The organism is Idiomarina tyrosinivorans (genome assembly GCF_003987475.1).
In the GTDB taxonomy this organism is placed as follows: Bacteria; Pseudomonadota; Gammaproteobacteria; order Enterobacterales; family Alteromonadaceae; genus Idiomarina; species Idiomarina tyrosinivorans.
The window spans coordinates 103,853-119,716 of sequence record NZ_PIQH01000003.1; the positions used below are offsets into that span (position 1 = coordinate 103,853).

A 15,864-nucleotide genomic window follows, 5' to 3' on the forward strand; every position below is an offset into this window, starting at 1 on the left:
TGACTACTTGGCGACTAAGCTCCAATCTTGCTCTTTGCCCAGTGCGTTAAGCGGAACGTGGTCAGCGAAGGCAAACTGCTGCGGAATTTCATGCGGTGCGAGTTTGTCATGCAGCCACTGCTGTAATTCGGTTTCCAGTAACAAGTGGCTTTGCGGTGCTGTTAGGTCTGGCACCACCAAGGCGCGTAACACATTCGAACCCGGGTCCGCCGACAGCCGTACTCGCGCATCTTGAACTTGCGGGTGCATGGCGAGGATCTCTGCTATACGCTGCGGGTACACGTTATAACCGTTAACTTGAATGGCTTTATCAACACGACCCAGTGGTTTCAGTTGATCGTTGCCGTGCCAAGTTACGGTATCAGGTAAGTCGAATTCGGTGCCGCTGATGTGGGCTTGCAAGCGAGTGGTAGCCAAACGTTGCCAGCGAGGGAGGAGTTGATACCAACCATCACGCTGCTGTCGAAAACCAATACCACCGGTCTCTGAACTGCCGTAAATTTCAGTAATGGGGTTAATACCAGCGTGTTCAAGTGCGCTCAACACATGTTGCTTGGCGGGACCACTAGAGCTAACTGCTGCGACGCCTTGGGGAAAACTTGGGTTGTGCTGGAGCAACTGTTCTAACCATTGTGGAAAGCCGATAACCAAGTCGCCGCGCTGGAGTTTTTGTTGGCTGGCAATAAACAGGGCTTTAGCGCCTCTAACCACCGGCACGCTGAGCACCTGCGGCAACAAGGCGGAAAAAATAAAGCCGTAAATATGGTGTGGGGACACCACGCTAACCACTCTGTCGCGGTTGTGGCCGAGTAAATCCGCGAAGAACTCAGCCTCTGCCACTAACTCGTGCCAAAGGTGTGAATGTTTCTCGGGTTTGCCCGTTGAACCAGAACTGCTAAAGGTAATGTCTTTCACGCCGAGTTCTCGGCTTTTGCGAACCACCTCTGCCCAGTCGCCGAGTTTCGAAGAACGTAGTAGATAGTCCTCTATGCCCGAGCTATCGATTTGAAAGAATTCTACCACGCGGCTGGCAATGGCTAACCATTCCAACGACTCAACCTGAATGCTGCTATCGTCGTCGTTGCTTTGAGGCTTGGTGGAGAGCTGTTGCTCGGCATGCCATTGGCGCGAACGCCAGAGCGTATCGGGCTGTTTGCGAAGCCGTGTTAACTCATCGGCGATCAGAGCGCCGATGATATCAACAATGGTCTGCTGGTCTAAATCAGCCATTACAGACGCTTCACAAAAACCCAGTAGCTGTCGTCCACTAACGCCTTTTTCATGTGAACTTTGACCTTGGTGGGTTTCATTTCGTAATCGAAGGTGTATTCAAACATGGTGTTGAGGTTGCCCTCTTTTACACCTTGATCAAATTTGCCTTTGAACTCCGGGCTATTAGTGCAAGGCGCCACATCGGTAAAGAAGTTTTTGCCAATCACTTGGTCTGGGCTGCGGCCAGTGATATCGCCTTCAGCGGCGTTGTATTGCAAGATTTTGCCATTGGCATCAAGCTGAATAGCACCAAACGCGACGTTGTCTAACTGGTCCTTGTCCATAGAGGCAAGCTTGTTCTCAATATCATTCGAGCCGAATTGTATAATTTCCATGGTGTTCCTTTCAGTTACGTGTATGAAGCAATTTCTAATAGCGCGTTAAGGCGAATTAGGATCGCTTTATTGTTCAAAAAAAACGAAATAACTGAAAAGGAGGGAGAACCAATATTTAGTGCAAAAGTGGGGGTAAGGTCGCGACAACACTGGCTAAATAGACAATCACTAAGGCACTGATTAGCCATTTTTTATTCGATAAATTTTGTGCTTTATACACTAAATACGATTTACCCAATGTGTTGCCTAACAGGATCAGCAAAAATAACGGCAGTACTTCGGTGGTCGCTGAATTCGCCCATTGCTGTTGGGGTTTAACTGCGGCAGCCACGTTAAGCCATAAAATCCACTCAGTGAAACCGCGAAGGGTAGGTAAAAATGCCACGGAGCGGTCGGCGCCAGTGTCGCCAAAATTAGCATGCATTCCAATAGCATGGCGCACAGTGCATAGAGCAGTGTACGGCTGAGTAGGGCCGTCGATTGGCCCTTATAACGCTCGCTGTTAAGCAGTTGTACAAAGGTTGCTGTGCTAGAGACTAAACCGCCAAGAAACCCCTGAATCGCCATACCGCGTTGCTGGGCAAAGAGGTGAAACAGTACGAAGCTGAACAAATCGATACTGGCCACGATTGCCACAATCTTCAGCACGGGCCAGCGGCTCGCCAAGGCATATAGCGCGGCTAATAAAAGCACATCCAGCCACACCCTTGGGCGGCTAAATTGCTGCGCTAAATGGGCCAGAGATTTCATCGTGATTTTCCGGCTTTACTGCGGCTTGCGTTGTTGATGGTTCGCGGCGCGGGCAGCATGAAGCTTTTTATAACTGTCGATTAAGCGCAAGTGCCGATCAAGACCCTCTAACTTCGTATTAGTCGGTGTCAGGCCGTAAAAACGGACGCTGCCATCTACTGAGCCGATAACGGCTTGCATCGTCTCTTCGCCAAACATACGGGTGAGGTTGTACTGGTAGTCTTGCAGTACTAGCTCATCACTGAGAGTAATTTCTAACACTGCGCTCATGGCGCGATAGAACAGGCTGCGCTCTACCGTGTTGTCGTTATATTGCAAAAACTCTTCGACTAATTCGTATGCAGGCTCAAGCTCACCCAATGCCAGATAGATGATTAGCTTCAACTCTAATAACGTCAGTTGGCCCCAAACGGTATTTTCGTCGAACTCAATGCCAATTAGGGTAATTATGTCGCCATAATGGTCAATTTCGCTATCTTCGATACGCTCAACCAAGGCCCGCAGTTGGTCATCACTAAGGCGGTGCAAATTGAGAATATCTTCACGGAACTGTAATGCCACATTGGTGTTGTCCCAAATCAAATCTTCCACGGGGTAAACCTCGGAGTAATCTGGTACTAAAATGCGGCAGGTGGGCGCGCCGAGATCGTCGTATACAGCCATATAAGCTTCTTTGCCAATACTTTCGAGAATGCCAAAAAGCGTCGCGGCTTCATCTTCGTTGGTGCCAGAGAAGTCCCATTCAACAAAGTCATAGTCGGCTTTGCTACTGAAAAAGCGCCATGAAACAACGCCAGTGGAATCAATGAAATGTTCGACAAAGTTGTTCGGTTCACTAACCGCAAGCTCGCTAAACGTCGGCGGTGGAACGTCGTTTAAGCCTTCAAAGCTGCGGCCTTGCATGAGCTCGGTTAAGCTGCGCTCGAGCGCTACTTCAAAGCTTGGGTGGGCGCCAAAAGAAGCGAATACACCACTGGTTTTTGGGTTCATCAGGGTCACACAAGCGACCGGGAATTGTCCGCCTAACGACGCATCTTTTACCAGAATGGGAAAGCCTTGCGCTTCCAATGCTTCAATGCCTTCGACGATATCTGGGTACTTCGCCAATACCTCTTGCGGTACGTCTGGCAGGGTGATTTGCTGCTCAATGATTTGGCGTTTAACGGCGCGTTCAAAAATCTCAGAGAGGCATTGAACCTGTGCTTCGTGAAGCGTGTTTCCGGCGCTCATACCGTTACTTAAAAACAAGTTCTCAATCAGGTTCGACGGAAAATACACCGTCTCGCCGTCAGATTGGCGTACATAAGGCAATGCACAAATGCCGCGGTCGCTACGTCCTGAGTTGGTGTCGATCAGGTGGCTACCGCGGAGTTCGCCTTCAGGGTCGTAAATGGCGCGACTATATGCATCTAAAATGCCCTCTGGAAGCTGATCGTCAGGGCCCGGTTTGAACCATTTTTCATCTGGGTAATGAACGAAGTCGCTGTGGGCAATTTCTTCGCCAAAGTACTGGTCGTTATAAAAGAAGTTACAGTTCAAACGCTCAATAAACTCGCCGAGCGCTGAGCATAAAGCTGCTTCTTTGGTGGCGCCTTTGCCGTTGGTAAAGCACATGGGGGACGCCGCATCGCGAATATGCAATGACCACACATGGGGAACGATATTGCGCCAAGAAGCGATTTCAATTTTCATCCCCAACTGCTGAAGAATAGCGGTCATGTTGGCGATGGTTTGCTCCAGCGGCAGGTCCTTACCTTCGATATATGTTTGCTGTTGCGCGGTGGGGTCACCCATGAGTAAGGCTTGCGCATCTTCATCAATGTTAGTGACTTCTTCAATTTGGAATGCTGGGCCTGTTTGCACCACTTTTTTTACTGTGCAGCGCTCAACCGCACGCAAAATACCTTTGCGATCTTTTTCGGAAATATCTTCCGGCAGCTCTACTTGGATTTTGAAAATCTGGCTGTAGCGGTTTTCTGGGTCAACAATGTTGTTTTGTGACAGGCGGATATTCTCGGTCGGGATATTCCGCGAAATACAATACACCCGCACAAAATAGGCAGCGCATAGGGCTGATGATGCCAAGAAATAATCAAACGGGCTGGGGGCGGAACCATCACCTTTGTAACGGATGGGTTGATCCGTGATCACTGTGAAGTCGTCAAACTTGGCTTCCAAGCGCAAGTTTTCTAGAAAATTAACCTTGATTTCCATAAGCCACCCATTTTGTGATTAATCGCTCGCTGAGTATGAGCAAGCGCGCGCATTATCGCTTGTTTGTTGGGATTTTTAAATGAACAAGACGGTTTTTAGGCACTAATGAGGCCGTATCCCACATTGACGGGCTAAAGTTTACCTGCTTTTCTTTCGATAACGTCATAAGGAATGTTGCAAAAAGGTGACACTATGAATTGGTTCAACAATTTGAACTTTCGGTACAAGCTTTTGCTACCGATTGTACTATTGGCGCTCGCGCTCATTGGAACTGCTGCCGTCAGTATGGTCAATTTTACCCGCGTTTCCAGCAGCGTCGATGCCATTGTGCATGAGCATTTGCCGGGGCTTAATTATCTGCTGCAAGCGGACCGCGACCTTCACCAAGCACAAGTTGCTGAACGAACGCTCCTGTCGTTGCCATCCAATTCCAGCAAAATTCAACAGTATGTGGATACCTACAACGAAAATCTAGGCCAAGCAGAACAACGGGTTGAGCACTTCGCGAATCTGACCAGTAGCGCCAAAGAACAGCAAATGGTGAAAGATTACGTAGAGCGTAACGCCAAGTGGAAAGAGGTTTCTAGCCGTGTGATTGCGCTGCACCAGCAAGGTAGAACGGCCGAAGCGATTCAGCTTTCAGACAGCACCAGTGGCGAATTATTCCAATCTATGCGCGGTGTGTTGGACGAACTCGAACAGCGCCAAGAGGAGTCTGCCAATGTTCAATCCGCCGCCATTGGTAGCACTATTACACAAAGTAACGTAACCCAATTAGTGGTGCTAATTGTAGGGCTTGCTGTGTGTGTGCTGTTGGCGGTGTTTTTTCCAACGTTAATCACTCGTCCGCTGAAAATGATGCTGGCGCGATTTGAGGATATGGCGAAAGGCGAAGGCGATTTAACGGCGCGGATTAATTTAGATCGCAAAGACGAACTCGGTCAGGTCGCAGACGCCTTCAACGAGTTTGTTGCGAAGCTGCAAACCATGATCATTAAAATTAATGAAATGACTGAGCAGTTAGCGACATCGTCAGAACAGCTATCCACCATTTCTGAGCAGTCGAATGTAAGTGTGAAGGAACAGCACCAAGCTGTCGAACAAGTGGCAACCGCTATTCACGAGATGTCGACTACGGTGGATGAAATTGCGAAAAATGCCAATGATGCTGCCAACGCTGCACGTTCAGCTAACCAACATACCGATACCGGACGTAAAGAGGTGAACTCAACCGTCGAGGCGATTCAGTCGTTGTCTAAGCAAATTGATGAAATTACCGAAACCATCGCAAATGTGGCAGAAGACAGTAATAACATCAGTAAGGTGTTAGACGTTATCGGTGGTATTGCCGAGCAAACCAATTTGTTGGCATTGAATGCGGCTATTGAATCTGCCCGCGCGGGTGAGCACGGTCGTGGCTTCTCGGTGGTTGCCGATGAAGTACGTACCCTAGCCAGCCGCACCCAGGCTTCCACGCAAGAAATTCAGGACATGATCGAACGGTTGCAGCAAGCCAGCACCCGCGCGGTAACGTCGATGCGTGAAGGCCAAGAAAATGCCACTAAAACGGTTAGCCAGGCTCAGGCCGCTGATAATTCACTGGAAGCCATTACTGGCGCGGTTGCCGAAATCAACGATATGAACAGCTACATTGCTACCGCAGCCGATGAGCAAAGCTCGGTTACCGAAGACATTAACCGCAACGTTACCACTATTACGGAAATCTCAGAACGTTCGCGGGAAAGTTCGTCTCAGGTCAAAGAAGCCAGTGATGGCTTAGCGCAGCTCTCGCTCAACTTGCAACGCGAATTACGCCAGTTCCGTATTCACTAATCCCACACGTAAGCGCTATCGATTCAACCACACGCGGCGAAAGGCTTTAATGATCAGGTAGAGGAATAAGAGCGGCAGCAGCACCAGCTGGAACAGGAAGATCGTCAGTGCGGTGAGTACGTTATCGACCAATTTGGTGGTGCTGTCGCTGATATCATCCCACGCCGCTTTGGGGTTACTGCTGTATTTTAACCAACGGCTGTCTGCTGGCGCATAGAGTTGGTTTTCTGCCGCCTTGTAGCGCTCTTCTATAGCATCTAATTGTTCGGTTTGATTATCGCGTTGTTGCTGCAACACGTTCAACTGTTGCTGCAAGTCATCGCGCTGTTTTGCAAGATCGGCGTACGGCGTATCGTCAGTGAAGCGTTCAATCACGCTTTGTTGCGCTTTACGCTCATTAATCTGCTGGCTGAGTTGGGTCATTTGGTACCGCAATTCAGCAATCTTGCCACGAGTTTGTGCAAGCGTTTGCATGGCCTGCTGGCGTTGTTCCGTGAGCTTTTCGAGGTCGGTTTCAATGCGCTGTTGGAGCTCTGGCGGAATATCGGTTAAACGTTCGCGTTGTTGGGAAAATTTCGCTGACACATTTTCAACTTCACTAACCGCCTGCTGCGCCAATGGTTCGGTGAAGGTATGGTTAAATAGTGTCACGCTAAGCATTAACACCACAATGGAAAAGCGCACAAAAATCAAACTAAGTAGCACTTTACCCAATAGTTGTTGCTTGGCTACAGATAAGCTGAAGAGAGAAAATCCCCAAAGCGCCGTCGCGACCGTCAATAGCAGGTTAAAAAACGTGGTACTGACAATTTCAATAATTAAGCGCTGCAGAATAAAAGAAATGGTGGCGTACTTCATTGCTTCCGACGCAAATTCAACCAAATCGTTGACTGGGTCCAACACCTGACCAATCGCTAATGTTACGGGGAAATTAATCGACAGTTCCTGCAATACGGAAATGGTGGCATTGAGAAAACGTAGTAGGGCAAAGAAGCCACCGGCTTTCAAAATGCCGTCGGTAGCGTAATCACTGGCCTGAATGTCGACTGGCCCAAGCCACGCCAGAACGCACAATAGCAACGCGCCCAGCAGTAAGCCGAGTTGTGTTGAGCGATGCGTAAACCAAATGGTAATCATGATTCTACGCTAGTGTTATTCGGGCCATTGCGCAAGCATTCATGGTGTAAAAATCTCGCAATATAAATCGTTACATTAAACGCGTTTCTAATACGTTCAAGCTGGATTACATTAGTTATGTTGATTTAATGTTAAAAGGTTAAAGAATGAATACTCAATCGCAAACACTTACGCAGATACCGCCATCCGAAAGAATTACTCTAATTGACACTATTCGTGGCTTTGCGCTGCTTGGTATTTTGCTGGTTAATATGGTGGCGTTTCAAAAAACGCCGTTTGCGGAGCACGTTTATGGTCTAAACGACACGTCAAGTATCGGTTTAGCGCTAACTTGGATCGAAGATCTATTAATCCAAGGCAAGTTTTATACGTTGTTTTCCATGCTATTTGGATTCGGCTTTGCGATTTTTATGCAGCGGGCACAGGCAAAGGGCGCTTCGCCACGTTGGCGATTTTTGCGGCGTACCGTAGGGTTGTTAATTATTGGTTTCGCTCATGCCGTATTGCTGTGGGGTGGGGATATCTTAATGTCTTATGCCATTACCGCGCTACTGTTATTGTTTTTCAAGAATACGAAGCCGAAACGTCTGCTGGTTATTGCCACAGTGTTAGTCAGCTTAATGCTGTTGGCAATCTGGATTGGCGTTATCTTTGCTGGACAAGGGCCTGCAGACGAAGGAGCGGAAAGTTTCTCAGCAATGGCCGCCGGGTTAGTTGCTGATGCTGAAACGATTTATCGTAGCGGGAGCTTCTGGCAAGTGACTGCGTTCCGGTTAAAGGAGTGGCTGGCGTTTTTCCCAACCATTTTAAACGGTCTACCTATTTATTTGGCGAACTTTCTGATTGGTACGGCTTTGGCTCGTTCGGGAATTTTTAGTGACGTTAAGGGTAATCAAACCTTCTTTAAAAAGGCTGCGATTCGAGGTTTACTTCTGGGCTTACCTCTCGCCGCGTTTTTTGCCTCTTTCGCTCACCAAGAGGTTATGAACGATAAGGGGCTCAGTGTATTGCAAGGCGCTGCTATTAACGCGCAATTTATCAGTAACATTGCCCTGGCATTGGCTTATATTGGTTTATGGGGTTGGCTCAGTCATTCGGACAATGGCTTAGCACAAAGGTTGGCGCAAGTAGGACGCCTTGGGCTGAGTAACTACTTACTTCAGTCACTCATTTTTACGACCTTTTTCTATGGTTACGGTTTCGGTTTCTATGGCCAATTTGCGCACTGGCAACTCACCTTGATGGCAGTGGCTTGCTTCCTGTTGCAAATACTGTTGAGCGGTTGGTATTTGCAACGCTTTCAACAGGGTCCCTTGGAATATCTTTGGCGACGTTTTACTTACGGTCTACGAAGCTAATTACTGGTTTGGAGCAAAGCTGCAGGAAGCGGCCATTGACCCACATAAACCTCACCGTTCCAGGTTTCGACCGTCACCCAGAGGCTTTGCGCATCGGTCAGTCGTGCTGGGGCGATAGCATGAGCCTCTTGGCTATGGCGGCTACCGTGCATAATACCGCTGTCACCTTGTTGTAGCTGTTCCAGCGGTAACGGGTGGGTGCCTATATTGACGTAGCCTTGGCGGATTTTGGCAATCTCGCCCGGCGCAAACAGTAACATAAAGTCTTTTACGTACTCTTCGTGGTGCGCATAAGGAGCGTCCAAGTTATAAGGTGCTGGGGTGATATGAAAAGGCCCTACCTGATGTTGCTCGAATGCGGCCGGAAAGCTCGGGTTGAGTTGTTGGTAAAGAAAGTACGCGGGGAGTATCAGTAACAATCCGCTCAACCAGTATTTGCTCCGCTGCCACAGCGTTGCTTTTTTGCGTGCCATGGTTATTGAACTCCTTGCTGAACGGTTTGAACTTGCTCGATCTTACGCTGCTTTCTGGCGGCATTCTTGCTGGCTTTAAGGGTGCGATTGCCCCACATCATAAAGCCAGTAATCGACATGCCTGAAAGGATTAAACCGAAGATAAACCACAGGCTCTTGGTCCAAAGACCGCCGAAGGTACCGTAATGCAAGGTATCGGCGACATGCAATACCGTTTCTAGAACCCCCATATCCGCGGGAGACGAGGCTTGTGCAATTTCACCGCTGTAGGGATTCACCGCCACCCGGTAAGAATACTGGTCGTAAAACATTTCGCCGCCGCCGCCAATGAGTTGGTACATCCCCCGCGAGTGCTCAGGAAGCATTGAATAGCCATTACGGAAGTTTGGGTAGCGTTGTTTAACTTGCTCAAGTGCTTGCGCGAAACTTACTGGCAGTTGCTCTGATGCTTGCGTAGGGACTGCCGAGGCGTCAACCAACGGTGCGTGGCCTTCAATGTCAATATCGTTGTGCCAGAGAATTTGCTGCGTGAGGTACCACAGTCCGGTCGCACTCATGATGGCAATAAACCACAATGACCAAGCGCCCGCGAGGCGGTGCAAGTCGGCTAGCACGGTCTTTTTGCCTTGCTTGAGGCGTAATTTAGGCTGGGTAAATGCTCTCCAGAAGCGTTTGTAGATTACTAACCCGGTTATTAATGAGCCTAGCAACAATAACGAAAACGCCGACACCAAGTAATATCCGATGCTGTAACTGCCGTGCCATGGAAACAATAACCAGCCGTGGAGTGAACGAATAAAGTTGATAAAGGTTACGCCAGTGTTCACTTCCTGAATTTTACCCGTATAGGGGTTTACATAGGCGAGTGCGTAGGGATGCTCTGCATCGCTAAAAGCTATGGCGTTAACCAAGTAGGGCTCAAAGCTTATAACGGTCGTTACGTCTGCTTGCGGATATTCACGTTCAACCACTTCAACCAACTCGGCGATGGGTTTTGCTGGCATGTCGGCCGGGTTAGTGGCACGCGCATTCGGGTTAAACAGCCAAGTCAATTCATGGCTAAATACTGCCAGCGTGCCGGTAATGCAGATAAAGCAAAACAGCAACCACAGCGGCAGGGCAAACCAGCCGTGAAGGTTAAACCAATGGCGTTGCTTCATAATCACCCTTGTGCTTTAACGAGAACAGATAGGTCGAACTATATAGGTAATGAGAATCGTTATCAATAGTATTTAAGATTGATTAAGCTGTACCTAGTGCTGTGGTAAACTAGCACTTTATATTTTTAGGGAGAAGTTATGTCGCACGATACCATTGCCATCAACCGTCAACGTCAAGATCTCAGTCAACATGAATCGGTGTGGTTATTTGGTTATGGCTCGTTGATATTTAAAGCTGACTTTCCTTATATTCAGCGGCAGCCGGCAAAGATTGTGGGCTGGTCACGCCGTTTCTGGCAGGGGTCACACGACCATCGCGGCACACCAGAGGCACCAGGGCGCGTATTGACGCTTATTGAAACGCCGGGAGAACGTTGCACGGGCATGGCGTATGAGGTTAAACCCGAGGTGTTCGAGCACCTAGACCACCGTGAAAAAAACGGCTATTTACGCTTTACCACGCCAATGACCTTAGCGGATGCCAGTGTTGTCGACGGTCTGGTTTATATTGCCACGGAAGATAATGCTGCGTTTTTAGGACCTGCAAGCGATGCGGAGATTGCCGCACACATTGCCAAAGCAAAAGGGCCCAGTGGGCCCAATCGTGAATACCTGACGAAACTTTCCGATGCGTTGCGTGCTCTCGGCGTGCATGACCCGCACATCGAAGCGTTACGAGATCATTTGCCTAAGGCCGATTGAGCTCGCTACAAGCGTCCGGCTCAACGGTAAAATTGGCGGCGGTAATTTGCCAACCGTTATCGGTTTTGACTAAGAGAAAGTTATCGATACCGCAATGGGTGGTGTTGCCGTCCACTAGAAATTCATAGGGCGCCCAGTAACTCGCGATTTTACCGCGCACTTGAATGGTCGGTGTCCATGCGTGTTCACGGTATTGCTTGGTGGCTTTTACTAAGTTGGCATTGTATTCAGCAAGCGTTTCATGAATCACTCGCCCATCACCAAGTACCGCATAAAAGATAGCGTCCTCACCTTGGCTAAAGAGCGCGGTTAACGCTTGCGGATCTTTTTCGCCAATGGCGTTAAAAAGCTTATCAATGGTTGCTGCAACGGCTTGCTTTTGTTCAGCTTGCTCGGCGGTTTGAGCTTGCGACACATGGCTAGTGCCAAGCAACATCACCGCCATTAACGTCATGCTTAACGAAGCGTGTTTCATCATTAGTTCCCCTGTGTTTTTATGTTGTTATATGTCAGCCTAAGACACGAAGCAAACCGAAAACGTATCTCTTTGTGTCGTTGTTTTGGAGAATCCCAATGAACCAACAATTGTTGCGGCAGGTACGCGCATGCAAATTATGCGAACCAAAGTTGCCGCTCGGCGCTAACCCAGTGCTGCAGTGGCACCCGCAGGCGAAAATTTTGATTGCCGGGCAAGCTCCGGGACGCAAGGTTCACGCGAGCGGTCAACCGTTCACCGATGCCAGTGGTGAGCGCCTGCGAACTTGGCTGGGCGTAGACGCTGAGAGCTTTTACGACCCTAAAGTCTTTGCCATTTTGCCGATGGCGTTTTGCTACCCCGGTACTGGAAAAAGCGGTGATCTACCGCCGCCGCCCGAATGTGCGGAAACCTGGCGGCAGCAGTTAATGGCGCCGTTACAATCGTTGCAGCTAGTGCTTGCCGTAGGGCAATACGCGCAGCAGTGGCACCTACCTGAATTCGGTGGTTCGGTGGCGGAAAAAGTGCAGCAAAGTTTTCAGCACGGTACTGGCGGGAAGCCGCACGTTTTTGCGTTACCTCACCCGAGTCCGCGCAATAATCGCTGGCTTAAGCAACATCAATGGTTCGAAGAACAATGCCTGCCACAGCTAAAACACGCCGTTGCAAGGGCTATTGACGGGCATTCAAAAAGCGGCTAAACCTTAAATGTGGTGGTTAAAAAATAACCACGACTTTGAGGAGTAGGACCCATGAACGTGTTGAACCAGTTTGCCCGTAAAGCGGGTATGTTTGGGCTTTTCGCTTTAACTCTCGGTGCCTTAGGGTGTTCTAGCCATAGTGCGTCGTCACAGCTCGTGCAGATGCAACCGGTAACAGGTGTAATGGCTCTAGCGTTGACTAAAGATGCTCAGAGTAATAGAAACATCGAGAAAGCTTTATGCCATCGTTTTACGAGTTCTTACAGTGTTGAGTGCAAGGCGCTATCCGCAACCCTTCCTCATTTGGAGGGACTACCGGCACATAAAGTTTTTGAGGTTGCTCAAGAAAATGGCGCAAGTCATATTCTATTCGTAGGCGGAATCGATAAAATAGAAAATTTCTCGCTGAACCGTGTTATTTTCTCTACTGGAGATACTACGAGCTGGCCTCTAGGTTTTGAGGCAAACCGCCAAATTTATTTGATTGATTCTACAACAGGACAACAGGTCGTCGCTGGAGTGTTAACAGCGAGTCGACCTGTACTGTCAGCGTCGACAATGTCATTTTAGAGCCTAATATCTGCGTGCGGGGCGATGGCTCCGCACGTAATCTTGCATCTGTTGCTGCAAGTTGCGGCATAAACCTAACGCGAACAGTACTTCGGCGACCACAAATAGCGGCCCTATGGCCAAGCCTATCAGGTCATCAACAAAGGCTGGTTTGCGGCCCTCGTAATAGTGGCCAATAAACTGGAAAATCCAGCCAACCAGAAAAAGTCCAAGACTGATGGTTAACCACGTTGCGGTGCTTTGCATGGCAATACGCTCGCCGGCCATCAATACCAGTACCAGCAGTACAGTCATTAACATGCCGAAACCTTTATGCAAGCACCAGTAATAGATGAGCACCGCGATGGTCACAAACAGTGCCGGTGTCAGCGGTAGGGTTGCTACGCTAAACACTGGACGCGACAACAATGCTAATACCGCTACCACTATCATTGGAATCCCAACAAGATGGGTAATGATGTTGCGTTGATCTTGGTGGTAACAAGCATAATTGCCTAACTGCTGAGAAAGTGACTTCATATATGCTGCTCGTGCTTTAGGGGGTTACGGCAAGGGCTAGCGCCTTACCCTGAGTCAGCAAAAGAGTGCAACCAAATGTCTGCGCTGTCAAGGTGGATAAATCGCTGGGATTCGGCAATTAGAGCCGCTAGGATAGGCTGACTAACAGGGAGACCGAGTGATGCAGGATAAAATCGAAATTCGCGCGTTTATTGCCATGCTAGTGCTGGTTAGCTTGGCTTTTATCTGGGTATTGTTGCCATTTTGGGTCGCGATATTTTGGGCTGCGGCAATGGCAGTGGTGTTCTATCCGCTACAACGGCGGCTACAGCATAAATTCCCCAATTCCCCCAATCTGAATGCGTTGCTGACCCTTAGCTGCGGCGTGGTTATTGTCGTTATTCCGGTGTTATTTATCGCGTTTTCGTTCATCCAAGAAGGGGTCATGCTGTATCAGAAAATCGATTCTGGCGAACTCGATCCAAGCCAGTTTATGGAAAAAATCCGTAGCGCATTTCCGGTTATTCCGGAAACCTTAGAACACCTCGGCGTAGATACTGAAAATGTACGCCAGCAGGTGTCCAACTTTGCCGTTTCTGCCAGTCGAAACCTTGCTCAGCAAGCACTGGCGGTTGGTCAAAACGCCTTTGCTTTTGTGATTAATGTTGGGCTTATGTTGTACCTGACGTTCTTCCTATTACGCGATGGGTCGCAGTTAACTCGGCTGATGGTCCGGGCGTTACCATTGGGCGACGAACGCGAGCACGAACTTTTTCAAAAATTTACCGAAGTGACCCGAGCAACCATTAAAGGCAACATTGTGGTGGCGATGGTGCAAGGCGCGTTGGGGGGCCTAATTTTGTGGTGGCTTGGTATTCCTGCCGCAGTGATGTGGGGCGTTGTCATGGCTTTTCTGTCGCTTATTCCAGCTATAGGCGCTGGCTTAGTTTGGCTGCCTGTAGCACTGTATTTGTATGCCACAGGTGATTGGCTGAGTGGTAGTATTCTGATTGCATATGGCGCCCTAGTTATTGGCATAGCGGACAATGTGCTGCGACCTATGTTAGTCGGGCGTGACACTAAGTTGCCCGATTATATCGTGCTGTTTTCGACCCTCGGCGGTATTGCGTTGATTGGCATTCATGGCTTTGTCGTAGGGCCGTTGGTGGCAGCCTTATTTATGGTGTTCTGGGATATCTTTATGCGTGAAATCAATGTCGCGAGCTCGGATTAACGAGCCGCGACACTGATCCGACAAAGTACTTAAAGCACTGGCCGCTGATAGCCGTCGAGTTGGCCTTGTGGCGATAATACCCATTGCCACAGTTGGATATCGCGAGCGCGGAATGCGCCGGCGCAGGACTGTAAATAGTAATTCCACATGCGCTGAAAGCGCTCGTCATATTGACTGGCCAGACTGTCCCAAGCTTGCTGCACATTGTCGTACCAAGCCATTAGCGTTTTATCGTAATCGGCACCAAAGTTGTGCAAATCTTCACAAATAAAACGGTTTTCTATGGCGTCCCCAATTTTACTGATGGAGGGTAATTCGCCGTTAGGAAAAATATATTTGCTAATCCACGGGTCGGTGCTGGTCTCGCTGGTGTTTTTACCAATACTGTGGAGCAAAAATAAGCCATCGTCAGCTAAGCAACGGCGCGCAACCTTCATGTAATCATCATAGTTTTTGTGGCCAACGTGTTCGAACATCCCCAAACTAATAATGCGGTCGAACTTTTCGTCTAACTCTCGGTAATCTTGCAACCGAAACTCCACTGGGAGTCCTTGGCAGCGTTTACGCCCCAGCTCGACCTGCTCTTTTGACACGGTGACACCCACACATTCGACATCGTAGTGTTCCGCAGCGTATTTCATAAAACTGCCCCAGCCGCAGCCGATATCGAGCACTCTCATGCCGGGTTTCAGCCCGAGCTTTTGGCAACTCAGTTCCAGCTTGGCCTCTTGCGCTTGGTCTAAGCTTTTTGAATTCCGCCAGTAGCCACAGGTATACACCATATTGCGATCGAGCATTGCCTCGTACAGATCATTGCCTAAGTCATAATGGTGTTGGCCTACCTCCCAAGAACGGGAACGGCTTTGGAGATTCAGTAAACGGCTTTTAAGGGCGTGAAATATGAGTCGTGAGGGTTGCACTTTGTCGTGAATACGAGCACGTAACAAGCGAAAGAAAAACTGGTCAAGGGCTTGGCAATCCCATTGTTTATCCATGTAGGCTTCGCCCAGACCCAAATTCCCTTTTGCCAATACGCGGTCGAACATTCGCTCATCATGCACTTGCATGTCCCACGGGCGTTCGCCATTAATTTTTATATCGGCTTCCGCTAAAAGCTCTTGGGCAAACGCTTTTGAAGACGCCATCGAGACC

The 15,864-nt window shown here is 49.0% G+C and carries 16 protein-coding genes; 6 read left to right on the forward strand and 10 right to left on the reverse strand.

Annotation, left to right across the window (positions count from 1 at the left end):
* Positions 1-3 precede the first annotated feature (3 nt).
* From CWI84_RS03880 to CWI84_RS03895, 4 genes are all read right to left on the reverse strand, one after another.
* Positions 4-1,230, reverse strand: coding sequence for an AMP-binding enzyme (locus CWI84_RS03880; protein ID WP_126841267.1), 1,227 nt, complete (start codon positions 1,228-1,230; stop codon positions 4-6).
* Positions 1,230-1,607 carry a photoactive yellow protein gene (pyp, locus tag CWI84_RS03885; RefSeq protein ID WP_126841268.1) on the reverse strand — a complete coding sequence of 126 codons (378 nt, stop codon included), beginning with the start codon at positions 1,605-1,607 and terminating at the stop codon, positions 1,230-1,232. The genes CWI84_RS03880 and pyp overlap by 1 nt, the downstream gene beginning before the upstream one ends.
* 255 nt (positions 1,608-1,862) lie before the next feature.
* A complete protein-coding gene (locus CWI84_RS03890; protein ID WP_126841269.1) occupies positions 1,863-2,357 on the reverse strand; it encodes a DUF4010 domain-containing protein in 495 nt (164 codons plus the stop codon).
* Between the two features lie 15 nt (positions 2,358-2,372).
* A complete protein-coding gene (locus CWI84_RS03895) occupies positions 2,373-4,571 on the reverse strand; it encodes an OsmC domain/YcaO domain-containing protein (protein WP_126841270.1) in 2,199 nt (732 codons plus the stop codon).
* A 192-nt stretch (positions 4,572-4,763) separates the two neighbouring features.
* Here CWI84_RS03895 and CWI84_RS03900 point away from each other — a divergent pair, with 192 nt between their 5' ends.
* Positions 4,764-6,404 carry a methyl-accepting chemotaxis protein gene (locus CWI84_RS03900; protein WP_126841271.1) on the forward strand — a complete coding sequence of 547 codons (1,641 nt, stop codon included), beginning with the start codon at positions 4,764-4,766 and terminating at the stop codon, positions 6,402-6,404.
* Between the two features lie 15 nt (positions 6,405-6,419).
* Here the strand turns inward: CWI84_RS03900 and CWI84_RS03905 are convergent, their stop codons facing one another.
* Entirely contained in the window at positions 6,420-7,541 is a 1,122-nt protein-coding gene (locus tag CWI84_RS03905) for a hypothetical protein (RefSeq protein WP_126841272.1), read from the reverse strand.
* 146 nt (positions 7,542-7,687) lie between these two features.
* Between CWI84_RS03905 and CWI84_RS03910 the strand changes: the two genes are divergently transcribed.
* A complete protein-coding gene (locus CWI84_RS03910; protein WP_126841273.1) occupies positions 7,688-8,899 on the forward strand; it encodes a DUF418 domain-containing protein in 1,212 nt (403 codons plus the stop codon).
* Here the strand turns inward: CWI84_RS03910 and CWI84_RS03915 are convergent.
* On the reverse strand, positions 8,896-9,372 hold the full coding sequence (locus CWI84_RS03915; protein ID WP_126841274.1) for a hypothetical protein: 477 nt from the start codon (positions 9,370-9,372) through the stop codon (positions 8,896-8,898). The two genes, CWI84_RS03910 and CWI84_RS03915, sit on opposite strands and share 4 nt — an antisense overlap.
* A 2-nt stretch (positions 9,373-9,374) precedes the next feature.
* Positions 9,375-10,532, reverse strand: a complete 1,158-nt coding sequence (locus CWI84_RS03920; protein ID WP_126841275.1) for a PepSY-associated TM helix domain-containing protein — start codon at positions 10,530-10,532, stop codon at positions 9,375-9,377.
* Between the two features lie 138 nt (positions 10,533-10,670).
* Here CWI84_RS03920 and CWI84_RS03925 point away from each other — a divergent pair, with 138 nt between their 5' ends.
* Complete coding sequence (locus CWI84_RS03925) at positions 10,671-11,234, forward strand: gamma-glutamylcyclotransferase (protein WP_126841276.1); 564 nt, start codon at positions 10,671-10,673, stop codon at positions 11,232-11,234.
* Here CWI84_RS03925 and CWI84_RS03930 read toward each other — a convergent pair.
* Complete coding sequence (locus CWI84_RS03930) at positions 11,221-11,712, reverse strand: nuclear transport factor 2 family protein (protein WP_126841277.1); 492 nt, start codon at positions 11,710-11,712, stop codon at positions 11,221-11,223. The genes CWI84_RS03925 and CWI84_RS03930 overlap by 14 nt on opposite strands.
* A gap of 95 nt (positions 11,713-11,807) precedes the next feature.
* Here CWI84_RS03930 and CWI84_RS03935 point away from each other — a divergent pair, with 95 nt between their 5' ends.
* Together CWI84_RS03935 and CWI84_RS03940 are read left to right on the forward strand one after the other, a co-directional pair.
* Complete coding sequence (locus CWI84_RS03935) at positions 11,808-12,410, forward strand: uracil-DNA glycosylase family protein (protein WP_126841278.1); 603 nt, start codon at positions 11,808-11,810, stop codon at positions 12,408-12,410.
* 51 nt (positions 12,411-12,461) lie between these two features.
* Positions 12,462-12,980 (forward strand): hypothetical protein, encoded by a 519-nt coding sequence (locus CWI84_RS03940; protein ID WP_126841279.1) that lies wholly within the window; start codon positions 12,462-12,464, stop codon positions 12,978-12,980.
* Between the two features lie 3 nt (positions 12,981-12,983).
* Here the strand turns inward: CWI84_RS03940 and CWI84_RS03945 are convergent, their stop codons facing one another.
* Positions 12,984-13,499, reverse strand: coding sequence for an Mpo1 family 2-hydroxy fatty acid dioxygenase (locus CWI84_RS03945; RefSeq protein WP_126841280.1), 516 nt, complete (start codon positions 13,497-13,499; stop codon positions 12,984-12,986).
* Positions 13,500-13,659: 160 nt separating this feature from the next.
* Here CWI84_RS03945 and CWI84_RS03950 point away from each other — a divergent pair, with 160 nt between their 5' ends.
* The gene (locus tag CWI84_RS03950) at positions 13,660-14,712 is read left to right on the forward strand and encodes an AI-2E family transporter (RefSeq protein WP_126841432.1); all 1,053 of its coding nucleotides are present in this window, start codon (positions 13,660-13,662) and stop codon (positions 14,710-14,712) included.
* Between the two features lie 29 nt (positions 14,713-14,741).
* Here CWI84_RS03950 and cfa read toward each other — a convergent pair whose 3' ends face one another.
* Positions 14,742-15,857: a cyclopropane fatty acyl phospholipid synthase gene (gene cfa / locus CWI84_RS03955; RefSeq protein WP_126841281.1), complete on the reverse strand. Its 1,116-nt coding sequence runs from the start codon at positions 15,855-15,857 to the stop codon at positions 14,742-14,744.
* Between the last annotated feature and the right edge of the window lie 7 nt (positions 15,858-15,864).

Bases quoted from the DNA above. Each gene is read 5' to 3' on its own strand.
- CWI84_RS03890 (WP_126841269.1), bottom strand. From the start codon at position 2,357: ATGAAATCTCTGGCCCATTTAGCGCAGCAATTTAGCCGCCCAAGGGTG.
- CWI84_RS03905 (WP_126841272.1), bottom strand. From the start codon at position 7,541: ATGATTACCATTTGGTTTACGCATCGCTCAACACAACTCGGCTTACTG.
- CWI84_RS03910 (WP_126841273.1), top strand. From the start codon at position 7,688: ATGAATACTCAATCGCAAACACTTACGCAGATACCGCCATCCGAAAGA.
- CWI84_RS03950 (WP_126841432.1), top strand. From the start codon at position 13,660: ATGCAGGATAAAATCGAAATTCGCGCGTTTATTGCCATGCTAGTGCTG.
- CWI84_RS03935 (WP_126841278.1), top strand. From the start codon at position 11,808: ATGAACCAACAATTGTTGCGGCAGGTACGCGCATGCAAATTATGCGAA.
- CWI84_RS03900 (WP_126841271.1), top strand. From the start codon at position 4,764: ATGAATTGGTTCAACAATTTGAACTTTCGGTACAAGCTTTTGCTACCG.
- CWI84_RS03930 (WP_126841277.1), bottom strand. From the start codon at position 11,712: ATGATGAAACACGCTTCGTTAAGCATGACGTTAATGGCGGTGATGTTG.
- CWI84_RS03945 (WP_126841280.1), bottom strand. From the start codon at position 13,499: ATGAAGTCACTTTCTCAGCAGTTAGGCAATTATGCTTGTTACCACCAA.
- CWI84_RS03925 (WP_126841276.1), top strand. From the start codon at position 10,671: ATGTCGCACGATACCATTGCCATCAACCGTCAACGTCAAGATCTCAGT.
- CWI84_RS03920 (WP_126841275.1), bottom strand. From the start codon at position 10,532: ATGAAGCAACGCCATTGGTTTAACCTTCACGGCTGGTTTGCCCTGCCG.
- CWI84_RS03915 (WP_126841274.1), bottom strand. From the start codon at position 9,372: ATGGCACGCAAAAAAGCAACGCTGTGGCAGCGGAGCAAATACTGGTTG.
- cfa (WP_126841281.1), bottom strand. From the start codon at position 15,857: ATGGCGTCTTCAAAAGCGTTTGCCCAAGAGCTTTTAGCGGAAGCCGAT.
- CWI84_RS03880 (WP_126841267.1), bottom strand. From the start codon at position 1,230: ATGGCTGATTTAGACCAGCAGACCATTGTTGATATCATCGGCGCTCTG.
- pyp (WP_126841268.1), bottom strand. From the start codon at position 1,607: ATGGAAATTATACAATTCGGCTCGAATGATATTGAGAACAAGCTTGCC.
- CWI84_RS03895 (WP_126841270.1), bottom strand. From the start codon at position 4,571: ATGGAAATCAAGGTTAATTTTCTAGAAAACTTGCGCTTGGAAGCCAAG.
- CWI84_RS03940 (WP_126841279.1), top strand. From the start codon at position 12,462: ATGAACGTGTTGAACCAGTTTGCCCGTAAAGCGGGTATGTTTGGGCTT.